This window comes from Shewanella sp. NFH-SH190041, from assembly GCF_024363255.1.
GTDB lineage: Bacteria > Pseudomonadota > Gammaproteobacteria > Enterobacterales > Shewanellaceae > Shewanella.
The window spans coordinates 2468849-2482314 of the sequence record NZ_AP026070.1; the positions used below are offsets into that span (position 1 = coordinate 2468849).

At 49.2% G+C, this 13466-nt stretch carries 13 protein-coding genes; 2 read left to right on the forward strand and 11 right to left on the reverse strand.

The features are described from left to right. Positions 1–158: 158 nt before the first annotated feature. The gene (locus NFHSH190041_RS10990; protein WP_261921893.1) at positions 159–1385 is read right to left on the reverse strand and encodes a nucleoside recognition domain-containing protein; all 1227 of its coding nucleotides are present in this window, start codon (positions 1383–1385) and stop codon (positions 159–161) included. Between the two features lie 71 nt (positions 1386–1456). Here NFHSH190041_RS10990 and rsmF point away from each other — a divergent pair, with 71 nt between their 5' ends. Next, entirely contained in the window at positions 1457–2863 is a 1407-nt protein-coding gene (gene rsmF / locus NFHSH190041_RS10995; RefSeq protein WP_261921894.1) for a 16S rRNA (cytosine(1407)-C(5))-methyltransferase RsmF, read from the forward strand. A gap of 406 nt (positions 2864–3269) precedes the next feature. On the opposite strand, the gene NFHSH190041_RS11000 is transcribed toward rsmF, so the two are convergent. From NFHSH190041_RS11000 to apbC, 9 genes are read right to left on the reverse strand one after another with little or no spacing between them, the layout of a single operon-like run. Next, positions 3270–4061, reverse strand: a complete 792-nt coding sequence (locus tag NFHSH190041_RS11000; protein ID WP_261921895.1) for a TatD family hydrolase — start codon at positions 4059–4061, stop codon at positions 3270–3272. Between the two features lie 50 nt (positions 4062–4111). Further along, positions 4112–4438, reverse strand: a complete 327-nt coding sequence (locus NFHSH190041_RS11005) for a PilZ domain-containing protein (protein WP_261921896.1) — start codon at positions 4436–4438, stop codon at positions 4112–4114. Between the two features lie 9 nt (positions 4439–4447). Further along, positions 4448–5374 carry a DNA polymerase III subunit delta' gene (holB, locus tag NFHSH190041_RS11010; protein ID WP_261921897.1) on the reverse strand — a complete coding sequence of 309 codons (927 nt, stop codon included), beginning with the start codon at positions 5372–5374 and terminating at the stop codon, positions 4448–4450. A 24-nt stretch (positions 5375–5398) separates the two neighbouring features. After that, positions 5399–6025, reverse strand: coding sequence for a dTMP kinase (gene tmk / locus NFHSH190041_RS11015; RefSeq protein ID WP_261921898.1), 627 nt, complete (start codon positions 6023–6025; stop codon positions 5399–5401). After that, positions 6025–7029: an endolytic transglycosylase MltG gene (gene mltG / locus NFHSH190041_RS11020; protein ID WP_410010875.1), complete on the reverse strand. Its 1005-nt coding sequence runs from the start codon at positions 7027–7029 to the stop codon at positions 6025–6027. The genes tmk and mltG overlap by 1 nt, the downstream gene beginning before the upstream one ends. Next, a complete protein-coding gene (gene pabC / locus NFHSH190041_RS11025; protein WP_261921900.1) occupies positions 7029–7832 on the reverse strand; it encodes an aminodeoxychorismate lyase in 804 nt (267 codons plus the stop codon). The genes mltG and pabC overlap by 1 nt, the downstream gene beginning before the upstream one ends. Beyond that, the gene (gene dcd, locus NFHSH190041_RS11030; RefSeq protein ID WP_261921901.1) at positions 7832–8416 is read right to left on the reverse strand and encodes a dCTP deaminase; all 585 of its coding nucleotides are present in this window, start codon (positions 8414–8416) and stop codon (positions 7832–7834) included. The genes pabC and dcd overlap by 1 nt, the downstream gene beginning before the upstream one ends. A gap of 32 nt (positions 8417–8448) precedes the next feature. Then, a complete protein-coding gene (udk, locus tag NFHSH190041_RS11035; protein ID WP_261921902.1) occupies positions 8449–9087 on the reverse strand; it encodes a uridine kinase in 639 nt (212 codons plus the stop codon). A gap of 9 nt (positions 9088–9096) precedes the next feature. Then, complete coding sequence (gene apbC, locus NFHSH190041_RS11040; RefSeq protein ID WP_261921903.1) at positions 9097–10221, reverse strand: iron-sulfur cluster carrier protein ApbC; 1125 nt, start codon at positions 10219–10221, stop codon at positions 9097–9099. Between the two features lie 159 nt (positions 10222–10380). Between apbC and metG the strand changes: the two genes are divergently transcribed. After that, the gene (metG, locus tag NFHSH190041_RS11045) at positions 10381–12402 is read left to right on the forward strand and encodes a methionine--tRNA ligase (protein ID WP_261921904.1); all 2022 of its coding nucleotides are present in this window, start codon (positions 10381–10383) and stop codon (positions 12400–12402) included. Between the two features lie 308 nt (positions 12403–12710). Here the strand turns inward: metG and NFHSH190041_RS11050 are convergent, their stop codons facing one another. Then, positions 12711–13283 carry a malate synthase gene (locus NFHSH190041_RS11050; protein WP_261921905.1) on the reverse strand — a complete coding sequence of 191 codons (573 nt, stop codon included), beginning with the start codon at positions 13281–13283 and terminating at the stop codon, positions 12711–12713. Between the last annotated feature and the right edge of the window lie 183 nt (positions 13284–13466).

Genomic DNA, 13466 nt, shown 5'->3' on the forward strand with positions numbered 1-13466 from the left:
AGCCTGTGAATTAATATAAAGACAATATCAGATAAGGATGTCTGCTATTGTCTCTCTAAAATAAGTAACGCCTCCGCACACATCTTTCGCGAAAACAACCCAATACCGCTGACCATTCACCGCCATATTCAATATGATCCTACTGACGTTATCGGCACTTAAGCATAAAACCAATAACACACCGCAATTGCAGCAATAATCCCAGCCAGATCAGCAAATAAACCACACCCCAGAACATAACGGGTGTGACGAATTTTTACTGCGCCAAAATACACTGCCAACACGTAAAAAGTGGTTTCCGTACTGCCTTGAAAAATCGCAGCTAAGCGCCCGGCAAATGAATCAACCCCATAATGATGCATGGTTTCCAGCATCATGGCTCGGGCACCTGATCCGCTAAAGGGTTTCATTAATGCTGTAGGCAGCGCATCAACAAAACGAGTATCACCCCCAATAGCTTGCACTAACGTGCTAATTAGCGTCAGCAGTAATTCCAATGCCCCAGAGGCTCGAAACAGTGCAATAGCAAGCAACATGGCAAGTAAATAAGGCAATAACGCAATGGCTTGGGTAAAGCCATCTTTCGCGCCAGCAATAAACTCATCATAGACAGGAACCCGTTTCCACCAAGCCACCAGGACAAATGCCAGTACCAGTGCCAACAAAATCCCGTTACCAACACCGGCGGACACAGTACTTATCATCTGCCCAGGCAGAGTGAACAACACGCAGAGCAGCGAGACCAAGGCACTGAGTAACAGCGCGGCATATCCCAGTAATACCGCATCATTCAGTCGAATACGTTGGATCAATGCGACTAAACCAACACCCGCTAAGGTTGACGCTGATGTGGCCAGTAAGATCGGCAGAAAAATATCAGCAGGACTGGCGGCCCCCTGTTGCGCCCGATAGAGAAAAACCGTTACCGGCACTAACGTCACAGATGACGTATTGAGCACCAGAAATAGAATTTGCGCATCAGTGGCTTTATCTGGATGGGGATTAAGTCGCTGCAAGTCCTGCATCGCCCTCAGTCCCAGTGGCGTAGCAGCATTGTCGAGCCCTAACATATTGGCAGTTAAGTTCATGGTGATACTACCAAATGCTTTATCGCCGCGAGGAACACCGGGCATCAAACGTGCGAGTAACGGTTCAGTCAAGCGCGCCAATAAGGCAACCACACCACTCAGTTCACCCAGGCGCATTAACCCCATCCACAATGCCAAAATGCCCACCAGACCAAACGCAATCTCCCCAGCCAGTTTCGCGGTAGCAAACAGCGCCTCGCTCAATTGTGCCAACACTTCTGTCTGCCCCATCGCCAACTGCAGCATGGTCGCCATCAGTGACACCAAAAAGAACCCGCCCCATATACGGTTCAGCACATTTCAATCCCTGAAGTGATTGCCAGCAGCTGTGATATAATCGCGCCAGCTAAATTTGACTGTCAGTCCTTATGGTTCAATTAAATCAAAATTTTATCAACAGTATCAAACATGATATTCCTGCCCATCTATCTATCGATGACTTTATTGCATACTCAGCGCTGCCGCTGCGCCGTTCTATCCGGGTCAATACGTTAAAAATCTCCTGTAGTGATTTTCAGCAGCTTATGCAGCATAAAGGTTGGCAATTTGAGCCTATTCCTTGGTGTGACAGTGGCTTTTGGATCACAGGCCAGCAGGATGATGAGCTGGGTAACCGTACTGAACACCTTCAGGGGCTGTTTTATATTCAGGAAGCCAGCTCTATGCTGCCGCCAACCGCCTTATTCGATGGCAATGCCAACTACACTACCGTGCTGGATACCGCCTCTGCGCCAGGGTCTAAAACCACTCAAATGGCCGCGCTAATGCACAATCAAGGCCTCTTGGTTGCCAATGAATACTCATCCAGTCGCGTAAAAGTGTTACATGCAAATGTCGCCCGTATGGGGGTACGCAATACTGCACTTACCCATTTTGACGGCCGGGTATTTGGCCAATATCTATTTGAAACCTTTGATGCGGTGTTACTCGATGCCCCCTGCAGCGGTGAAGGCACCATACGTAAAGATCCCGATGCCCTCAAACATTGGCGAGAAGAAGATATTGAGGAAATAGCTCAGACCCAACAAGCACTGATCTTATCCGCCTTTCAAGCCTTAAAACCCGGGGGGCTGCTGGTCTATTCCACCTGCACTTTAAACCGTCGTGAAAACCAACAGGTATGCCATTTTCTGCAACAGACCTACCCTGACGCAGTGGAGTTTGTCTCTCTGGCTAAGCTATTTCCTCAGGCGGATAAAGCCACCACAACAGAAGGCTTTTTGCATGTCTGGCCCCAGATTTATGACAGTGAAGGCTTTTTTGTTGCTGCTATTCGTAAAACTGCTGCCGTTGACCGCACAGCACCTCAACCGGGCAAACAGAAAAACTTTCCTTTTGCCCCAGCCACCAAAAAACAGCAGCAGGCAGTCACGGACTATTTTGCCGGCCTAGGCATTAGCCTGCCAAATGACAGTGATATCATGGTGCGTGACAACGAATACTGGCTGTTTCCCCATGCCTTTTCCCCCCTGATAGGTATGATGCGTTTTCAACGAATTGGCCTGAAATTGGCTGATGAAGCCAAGCATGGACTAAAGCCTCGCCATGAAGCCATTATGGCGTTAACAGACAAACAAACGCCGATGCTGGAGCTAAACCAACAGCAGGCCATTGATTATCTTATGGGGCGGGATGTGTTGCTGGAGCAGCAGCCAGCCAGCAAAGGGGAAGTAATTGTTAGCCGACATAATAGCCCATTGGGGCTGGGGAAAATACTGCCCGGTAAACTGAAAAACAGTTTGCCCCGTGAACTGGTCAAAGACCGGGTATGCTGAACTCAACACCCCCAAGCTCTAGCTAAATCACTGCAAACTGTTAATAAGTTATGGGGAACAACCCAAGAGAGTCGGGCTGACATATCGGCTCGCTTGCTCTTGTAACAGGCTTGATGTTTATCGCAGCAATACAGGTCACCCGGTCAACAGCGGGATAATTGATTGCAAACCTAAGATTTAGCAAGATAAAGGGCTAGATAGACGCTATCACGTGAGAAAATATATTGGCACAGGGATTTGGCTGTACTACACTTTTTCTCGGTGGGGCAGGCTTGCACCCCACCACTTAAGTTAGCGCACGGCTCATTCCACGAGCCATTCCCCTAGGCCCGAAACAACCGGAATAGTTTTGGGCCTTTTTTTATGCCTGTTTTTTTATACTTATATTACGTTAGCAATAGCGACATTAATTCCGACCGGCCAATTTGGCCGCGTCTTTGAACAGTGCAAAGAAATTCTCTGTGGTGTTTTGCGCCAGTTGTGCATAGCTTTCGCCCCGCACTTGGGCAACAAATTCGGCAACATCCCGCACAAATGCCGGCTGGTTTTCTTTGCCCCGATGAGGAACAGGAGCCAGATAAGGAGAGTCGGTTTCCACCAACAATCTATCTGCCGGTATTTTGCGGATCAGTGTACGCAAGTCACCTGCATTACCAAAAGTGGCGATACCGGAAATTGAAATATAAAAGCCCATATCCATCGCAGCTTTAGCCATTTCCCAGTTTTCAGTAAAACAGTGCAATACCCCACCGACGCGGTCGGCATGACCATTACGTAAGATTGCTAAGGTATCTTCTCTGGCATCACGGGTGTGGATAATCAACGGTTTATTTACGGTTAAGGCCAATTCTACCTGCTGTTCAAAACAGTGTTGCTGAATTGCTTTGGTTTCTGCGGAATAAAAGTAATCCAAACCTGTTTCGCCAATTGCAACCACTTGCGATTCCCGGGCAAAAGTCAGCATTTGCTCACTATCCAATCCCTCTTTCACATCCAGCGGATGTACCCCACAGGACAGAAAAACCTCAGGATACGGAGCCATTTTATCCCGCATGGTCTCAAACCCCTGCTGGCGCACATTAACACAGAGAAAGTAAGCCACATCCCGTTGTTTGGCTTGTTGAATGATTTGCTGTATAGAAGTCGCATCCGGTGCCGCTTTCAAGCGGTCCAGATGGCAATGTGAATCAATAAGCACGGAAACCCCTGCCCTTATATGTCTCTCTAAAGGAGGGCAAGGATACTCAGCTACATGGTGGAGGTCAAATTCCCCGACGCGAGTTCACTGGCAAGCAGTTTTTCAATCTGATCCCGGTGCAGCTCGGCATCGGTAAGCAGTTTTACCCCAACCCCGGCAGGGCGGCCACCAGATGCGCCAAGGGGATTAATCCAAACCACTTTAGCCTGCACTTGCCGCATCTGTGCATCACCTGGCAACGAAAACGCCAAAGAGACTGCTTGGCCTAACTCAAAATCTTCCATCGATGACACAAATAATCCCCCACCACGGATAAAGGGCATATAGGCCCGATAAAGTTGGGCTATTGAGTCAAATTTTACGGCCAGTTGGTGCATAACATCCTTTTATTGAGCAATTGCCCGGTAGTCGGTTACAAAGCGCTGGCATAGCGCCATATAGTTAACATTTCCCATTAGCTGCAACTGGTGACACTGCAGCATGACGTCCCCCGCTAACGCACCAATACGGTTACGCACAAACGGACTCAGCGCCCCTGGCGCGGTCAGTCTGGCCCTGAGCACCAAATAGAGAATATTTAATGCCTCAATCATATTCTCTTCATTCAATTCCAGCAAATGCCCCTGTAGATGCCCACTGGTTAAACTGCGCCGCCAATCCTGACGCAACGCCAGCAATTGCTGATATCGCCCATTTTGCCAAGCTTCAGCCAGAGGTAGTGGTCCCCCAACAACAGGCAAGGCCCAGAGAATATCTTCCTCTATGCCCCAATGGCGAGTCAGCCATTGAGCTAATGTGGTCAGATCCGGAGCGACAAATTTTAGCCGCTGACAACGGCTGCTAATGGTTGGCAACAATCGACCCGGCGTTTGACTTTGCAGGATCAGCAATGTCTCTTTACCCGGCTCCTCTAAAGTCTTTAATAAGGCATTGGCTGCCGCAGTATTCATTCGCTCGCATTCATAGATCACCGCGATCCTGCGGCCACCTTGCTGCGCTGTTGCGGTCAACTTTTGGCACAGCTCGCGGATCTGATCCACTTTGATCTGGTTTCCATCGGCCCGCACCGGATAACAGTCTGGATGGTTCCCCGCATTGAACAGCTGACAACTTTTACAATGGCCACAGGCACCAAGCGCAGATGGCTGCAAACAGCACGCAGCTGCGGCAATATCATTGGCCAATACTGCGCCGCCTAGCCCTTGCTCTACCCCAATGAGCAGTGCATGACCAAGCGTGCCCTGCCGCAACTGCTGGATAACCCGGGTAAAGCCTTCGGTAAGCCAAGGAAAATCTGCTGTCTGTAGTGTCACTGTGACGCTCCTTAGAAAACCACTTTACGCCAGCACAGCGCGTAGGCTAGCCTGAATATCTTTATGCACTTCAGACATAGGCTGACTGGCATCAATCACCATAATACTGTCATCCTCTGCCGCCAAGGCTAAAAAGGTGGCTCTAGTGCGGTCAAAAAACGCCAGTGCTTGCTGCTCAATGCGATCCAGTTCGCCCCGAGCAGCCGCACGTTGTAATCCCACCTGGGGCGGCACATCCAAATAAATCGTAATATCCGGTTTAAAACTATTCAGGGTAATATCACTCAGTGACTGCACCAATGGCATCAAGCCACGGCCGCCGCCCTGATATGCCAAAGAGGACAGATTGTGTCTATCCCCCAACACCCAATGCCCTTCGGCCAGCGCCGGTTTAATAACTGTTTCCACCAGCTGCGCCCGGGCAGCATAAAACAACAAGCATTCCGCCGTATCACACAAGGGATCCTGACTATCGGCAATTTTCACTAAATCCCGGATCCGTTCAGCCAGTGGTGTGCCACCAGGCTCGCGGGTACAGACAGGGGCCTGACCGGTATGCTTTTCAATTAACTCTTTTACCAAGGCAATAGCACTGGATTTACCTGCGCCTTCCAGCCCTTCAATGACAATAAATTTTGCGTTCTGTTCCATTACTGATTTCTCTGAAATTTATTTACGGCGCGGTTATGTTCTTTAAGGGTATTGGAGAACACATGACTGCCATCATTGCGGGATACAAAGTACAGGTAACTGACTTTGGCGGGATTGGCCGCAGCCTGCAGCGATGCCAAACTCGGCGCGGCAATTGGCGTCGGTGGCAACCCGTTGATTCTATATGTGTTATAAGGGGTCTTTTCCCGCAGATCACGCTTAGTAATATTGCCGCGGTAACGCTCACCCATGCCATAAATGACGGTAGGGTCTGTTTGCAGGCGCATGCCTTTACGCAACCGGTTAACAAATACCGCAGCGACCCAACCCCGCTCTGTCGCTTGGCCGGTTTCTTTTTCCACAATGGATGCCAAGGTGAGTAAGTCATATGGCGTTTTTAACGGCAGGGATTTATCCCGTTGCGCCCACGCCTGCTCTAGCTCCTGCTGCATCTTCAAATAACTTTGAGTCAAAATCTCATCAGCGCTCTGCCCTGCTGAATAGTGATAAGTATCTGGGAAAAAACGTCCCTCAGGTCGCCCACTGGCATGCTCTTTTGCCATCACCCTAGTAAAAGCACCGGGCTGAAAGCGTAAATGAGGCTGATGGGCCAACTGGGCCTGCCACTGCGCGATAGTCTGCCCTTCAACCAACGTCAGACTGAAATTTTTCACTTTACCTTCATGCAATTGGTCAAGCAGGCTCAACAATGTCTCACCCGGGGTCAATTCATAAAGGCCTGCGCGAATATTGGCCATCTCTGGATGCAACCATAGCAATCCTTTAAAGCGCCAGTCTTCACTGAGTACGCCATCTTTTGCCAACTGCCGCACCACCTGTCGCACTGTGGTGCCAGGCTTAACATCCAGCTCTTTACTGTTATCCAATATCAGACTGGTATGCCCATATGTATTAACTTGCTCAACGGCCCAATAGCCAGCGGCTGCAGCAAGCAGCGCCAGACTCATCAGCCCGACAAGGACTGACCATATTATTTTTTTTATCATGATAATTTGTGGCAAAGCTCCGGCAGCCGCGGCCAAGGCTGATAATCCATGTTATCGACCCCGGTTACCGCCACAGCACCGAGCAAACTGTTACTCATTAAGATATGGTTGGCAGAAAACATCAACTGCGGCGATACCGCCGTAGCCGTCACATTCAGCCCCATATCCAACAACTGTTCCATAATCTGTTGACGCATCACCCCGGCAACGCCGCAATAGCTCAGTGCCGGTGTCATCACCCGTTCGCCGGAAATAAAAAACAAATTCCCAATTGATGACTCAATCACCTGACCATCACAGTCTTGCACCCACACATCTTCCACCCCGGATGGTATCGTGGTTTTAATTAAAACCTGCTCCAATCGGTTAAGGTGTTTTATGCCAGCCAACAATGGTTGATGTCCCAGCTGTACTTGTGTCCTGACTAACTTAATCCCCTGCTGCTGCCACTGCTGATAATGTGATGGCAACGGATGGATACTGATCAGCAGTACCGGCTGCGGGCTTGTGGGGGGCTGATAACCTCGTCCCCCACTGCCACGACTGAGCAGTAGCTTAATACAATGCGCCGGATGCTGAATAGCCAACTGTACTAAATGGCTGCGCAAGGCTTCCCCAGCCGTCCAGCTAAAGCCCAAACGGGCAGCGCCGTCATGAAGACGGCGCAGATGGATATCAAGAAATTGGATGGCACCACCAGATGACAGCATGGTTGCAAACAGCCCATCACCATAGGCCAGTGCCCTGTCTGATGGACTGAGCATGCCGTTTGGCGCATCTGCCACCCAAATTTCTGTCATCAGGAATCCTGACTGATCCGGCTCGCAACCGCTTCTTGCTGATCCTTATATTTCGCGTTTTTACGCGTGTTATAAGGACGAGCAACCGGCTGTGCCAAACGTTCAAAATTCAGTGCACCAATCGTCATCATTGGCCGCAGTGCCAACGGCAATTTACCGCTGTTATAAAACTCCAGCACAATGCGGCCATGCCAACCCGGATCGATCCGATGAGCGGTCACATGCACCATCAACCCCAGACGAGCTAAAGATGAACGACCATCTAACCAGCCAACGATATCAGCTGGCAATGTGGCGCTTTCATAGGTCACGGCCAAAGCTAATTCTCCCGGGTGCAGGAAAAAGGCATCACCATTTTCAATGGTAATCTGCTCACTCATCACCCGATCCATCGCCTGTTGTACTTCAGCACTTGGGCCACTGAGATCTATATAAGGTGCGGTGTGGTCTTTAAATACCCGAAACTGGTTTCCCAGCCGGACATCAACACTGACGCCACTGATAGCATCCGGTGCCGGACGCGGTTCCATCACTATAGTGCCATTATCCAGACACTGTTCAATTTCAATATCGGTTAAGCGCATTACTGCGTACTCCTCCAGTCTGCCCCGTGCCGTTATTTTGCCAGCAGGTGCTGGATACGGGCCTTAAGAATATCAGTCGCGATACGGTTTTTACCGCCACGCGGTACAATAATGTCCGCATACTGCTTGGAAGGCTCAATAAACTGTAAAAACATCGGACGCACAGTTTTCTGGTACTGGGAAATCACTGATTCCATCGTACGGCCACGCTCTTCCACATCCCGGGTTAAACGGCGCAAGAAACAGATATCCAGCGGGGTATCCATAAAGACGGACGCATCCATCAGTTCACGCAGTTTAGGGTCGGTCAGCAGCAAAATACCTTCCAGTATGATCACTTTCTTAGGTGTCATGCTGTTAATTTCACTGGTACGGGTATGCTCTTTATAGCTGTATACAGGGATATCAACCGGCTGACCGGCTTTCAACTGCTTTAGGTGCTCACCCAAGAGTTCATGATCCAGCGCTTTAGGATGGTCATAATTGGTCAGTACCCGCTGTTCCATGGACAGATGGCCCTGATCCCGGTAGTAGGCATCTTCATTGATTACGCCAATTTGATTGGTGCCCAAATCACGGCACAGCTCTTCATAAATGGTTTTGGCAATTAAACTTTTGCCTGATGCAGATGCCCCGGCGATACCGATAATGACACATTGCGAAGAATTCATATTATTACCTTACTCGTCGTCTTCAACGCTGATAGAAACTTGAGGCTGGTTGTGTTGTAACACCAGCTGCGCCCCAACTTTGCGGGCAATTTCCCGGTATATTCCGGCAACATCACTGTCCGGCTGTGCCACCACCAGTGGCGCACCGTTATCCATGGATTCACGTAAATCCAACTGCAAAGGCATACTGCCCAGCAAAGGTACCTGATAGCGTTCAGCGATTTTGCTGCCACCATGGGTACCAAACGGATGATCCTTGTGACCACATTCAGGACAAATGTGGTAACTCATATTTTCAACTATGCCCAGTACAGGAATATTTACTTTCTGGAACATGGTGATACCTTTTTGAGCATCAGCCAAAGCAATATCCTGCGGTGTAGTGACAATAACAGCACCACTGACCGGTACTTTTTGGGACAGGGTCAATTGAATATCCCCAGTGCCCGGTGGCATGTCGATAAATAGATAGTCCAATTCAGGCCAGGCGGTTTCTGACAATAATTGTATCAGCGCACCTGCAGCCATAGGGCCACGCCATACCGCAGCTTGGTCATCGGTCAACATAAAACCGATAGACTGAGCTGCGACGCCGTACGCCTCTGCAGCCGTCATAGTCTTGCCATCTGGCGAGGTTGGGCGAAATTGGGTTAAGCCAAACATCAATGGAATGGATGGGCCATAAATATCCGCATCCAAAATACCCACCTTGGCCCCTTCTTGGGACATGGCCAGCGCCAAATTCACCGCAGTGGTGGATTTTCCCACCCCGCCTTTGCCTGAAGCAACAGCAACCACCTGCTTAACATTGGCAATGGGTGCCACTGCACTGTGCTGCGCCTGAGCCGGCTGAAAATCAATTTCACATTCGACCTCGTCAATGGCATCAAGTTGTGCCAATGCTTTGGTCAGTGTCATAACAGTGTCCCGGTACTGACTCTGACAGGGGTAGGCATATACCAGCCCAAGTTGCAGACGTTTACCGTCCAATGCCAATTTGCGTACACAGTTAGCCGTTACCAGCCCTTGGCCCAGATATGGGTCAATATGTGCATCCAAAATGGCCAGAACCGGCCCCAGAAGTGACGCTTCAAGACGGAAATCCACGGTGTTACCCAGCAGTGCTGATGACAAAACAGCTACCCCCTAAATTGAATTTGGCCAAGTGTATCAGATAATGGCAAAAACATTAGCGTAGAAATAACACAGTCAGACCGTCATTTGATGAAAATCCCACATTAATCGGTTAGTATCTAGGCCAATATTTCAGGACCAACACGATTTCGAGAAAAGATGGCAAATTCACAACGTAAAATTCTGGTGACCAGTGCACTCCCTTATGCCAATGGACCTATCCATCTGGGTCATATGCTGGAGTACATCCAAACTGATATCTGGTCACGTTTCCAAAAAATGCGCGGTCATGAGTGTCACTACATCTGTGCCGATGATGCCCACGGCACGCCAATCATGCTTAAAGCGCAACAACTGGGTATGGCTCCTGAAGAGATGATCGCCCAGGTCGCGGTAGAGCATCAGCAGGATTTTGCCGATTTCAATATCGCCTTTGATAACTATCACAGCACCCACAGCCCAGAAAACCGCGAACTGGCAAGCCAAATTTACCTGACGCTGCGGGATAAAGGCCATATCAAGAGCCGCACTATCTCTCAGCTGTTCGATCCAGAAAAGGCCATGTTCCTGCCAGACCGTTTCGTTAAGGGCACTTGCCCAAAATGTAAGTCTGAAGATCAATACGGTGATAACTGCGAAGTGTGCGGTGCAACTTACAGCCCAACCGAGATGATCAACCCTAAGTCTGCCGTATCTGGTGCGACACCTGTCATGAAAGACACTGAACACTTCTTCTTTGATCTGCCGGCATTTGAAAGCATGCTCAAAGAGTGGACACATTCAGGCGCCCTGCAATCTGAAATGGCTAACAAGCTGAACGAATGGTTTGAGCAAGGCCTGCAACAGTGGGATATCACCCGTGATGCCCCTTATTTCGGCTTTGAAATCCCAGATGCACCAGGTAAGTTCTTCTATGTATGGCTGGACGCGCCTGTGGGTTACATGGGGTCATTCAAAAACCTGTGTGACAAACGCGGCGATCTCAACTTTGACGAGTTCTGGGGCAAAGACTCCACCGCTGAGGTATACCACTTCATCGGTAAAGACATTGTTTATTTCCACAGCCTGTTCTGGCCAGCCATGCTGCACGGTGCCAACTTCCGTCAACCTACCAGCGTCTATGCCCATGGCTATGTCACCGTAAATGGCGCCAAGATGTCCAAGTCCAAAGGCACCTTTATTAAGGCCCGTACTTATCTAGACCATCTGAATCCTGAGTACCTGCGTTATTACTATGCAGCCAAACTGTCTAGCCGGATTGATGATCTGGACTTAAACCTAGAAGACTTTACTCAGCGGGTTAACTCTGATCTCGTCGGTAAACTAGTGAACTTGGCATCCCGTACAGCAGGTTTTGTGACCAAGCGTTTCGATGCCAAACTGGCCAAGCTAGAAGACACTACGTTGGTAGACAGTTTCCTCGCCAAGCAAGAGCAAATTGCTGAATTCTACGAAACCCGTGAATACGGTAAAGCCATGCGGGAAATTATGGCACTGGCCGATATAGCCAATGCCTATGTTGCCGATGCAGCCCCTTGGCAGTTGGTTAAACAAGAAGATCAGCAAGAACAGGCCCATCAGGTGTGCAGTGTTGCCCTGAACCTGTTCCGTATTTTGGTGACTTATCTTAAACCTGTACTGCCACGTCTTGCTGCTGATGTTGAAGCCTTTATGCAGCTGGAACTGACCTGGGATAACCTGAATATGGATCTGACCGGTCATGAAATCGCAACCTTCAAAGCAATGATGCAACGGGTTGATATGGATAAAGTCGCCGCCATGGTGGAAGCTTCCAAAGAAAACCTGCAGCCCCAAGTCACTGCCACCGGCCCACTGGTTGATGACCCGATCAGTGACACCATCAGCTTTGATGATTTTGCTAAAGTGGATCTGCGTGTTGCCCGCATTGCTAAAGCAGAACATGTTCCTGAAGCCAATAAACTGCTGAAGTTGCAGCTGGATTTAGGCGGTGAAATGCGTCAGGTATTCGCTGGTATCAAATCTGCTTACGCTCCGGAAGACTTAGAAGGCAAGCTGACTGTCATGGTAGCCAACCTGGCACCACGCAAAATGCGCTTTGGTATGTCTGAAGGTATGGTACTCGCAGCCGGTCCTGGCGGCAAGGAGCTGTGGATCCTAGAGCCACATGATGGCGCACAACCTGGCATGCGTATCAAGTAATATGTGGTAATGCCATAATAATGATGTCACGAAGCTAAGGTTTCTCTGAGATCATTGAACAACAAAAAAGGAGCTGACATCAGCTCCTTTTTTACAAGCTAAAACGGTTTTGGTCAGCAAAGCCAATTGAGTCAATACTCGGTGACATCATACAATTTGACTTATTTATTGTGCTCATTCAGTAGGGGCACAAACCTCTGAAAACAACATGTTAAACACATAACCTGCCGACCAAATCATCTTGATGCAGTTTCGCTGACTCAACACAGTCATCAATGCACAATCGAATTAACGTCATACAGCCCCAATTAGCCAAGTCGGTAGTTATCCCCATCCGTAGTGGTATAGCGGCGAGGATGGCTATCTGATCGCCCTTGAGACCCAAACAGTAAACTTATCCACATATTGCTGCCGCTACGAGGTTGTAATGCCGTTTCAATCATAATATCTGCAATCTGAGACATTGCCCCAGCCGTATGGGAAGCATCCATATCCTGCATGGTATCCGTCTGACAAGTGGCCAATAACAACTCGATATGGCCACCGTTAGGCATTTTAAATAACAAGGCTTCAGGCGCAGTTTTGCTACCGCACAGCGCCGCTAACTGCGCCGGTTGCTGTAAACCGGTATGACTGCCATCGGCAAAGAACACGAGCAGATGTTGGTAATAGACCAAATAGCTGCTGACATCTTGATGTGAGCCCTGCTGTAAAGGGCAATATTGATCTAAAAATTTAGCCCCTTGATGATGTAAAGACATCATCGCCCTATGCTCACCTGCCGAAACGCTTACATGACCGCGACCATGCTGCGATAAAGACGCTTGGCTATCCCGCGAATCATGCCCCTGTATTTGACCTGCTGTGGCTGCGATTACCATCCTATGCTCCCGTTTAATCTGCTAACTCATCGTTTAACTGCGCTTAATTGCCGTAGAGCCAATCCAAAACCACTCTGTCCCTTTTTCCAGCGATAGACACTGAATGACATGCGGCACACAAAGATGTAATGGCAATAACCTTGACTGACATTGCCAGCCTAATGTTATTTTTTATACAATTTG

Bases quoted from the DNA above. Each gene is read 5' to 3' on its own strand.
- rsmF (WP_261921894.1), top strand. From the start codon at position 1,457: ATGGTTCAATTAAATCAAAATTTTATCAACAGTATCAAACATGATATT.
- NFHSH190041_RS11005 (WP_261921896.1), bottom strand. From the start codon at position 4,438: ATGCACCAACTGGCCGTAAAATTTGACTCAATAGCCCAACTTTATCGG.
- tmk (WP_261921898.1), bottom strand. From the start codon at position 6,025: ATGGAACAGAACGCAAAATTTATTGTCATTGAAGGGCTGGAAGGCGCA.
- pabC (WP_261921900.1), bottom strand. From the start codon at position 7,832: ATGACAGAAATTTGGGTGGCAGATGCGCCAAACGGCATGCTCAGTCCA.
- dcd (WP_261921901.1), bottom strand. From the start codon at position 8,416: ATGCGCTTAACCGATATTGAAATTGAACAGTGTCTGGATAATGGCACT.
- udk (WP_261921902.1), bottom strand. From the start codon at position 9,087: ATGAATTCTTCGCAATGTGTCATTATCGGTATCGCCGGGGCATCTGCA.
- metG (WP_261921904.1), top strand. From the start codon at position 10,381: ATGGCAAATTCACAACGTAAAATTCTGGTGACCAGTGCACTCCCTTAT.
- NFHSH190041_RS11050 (WP_261921905.1), bottom strand. From the start codon at position 13,283: ATGGTAATCGCAGCCACAGCAGGTCAAATACAGGGGCATGATTCGCGG.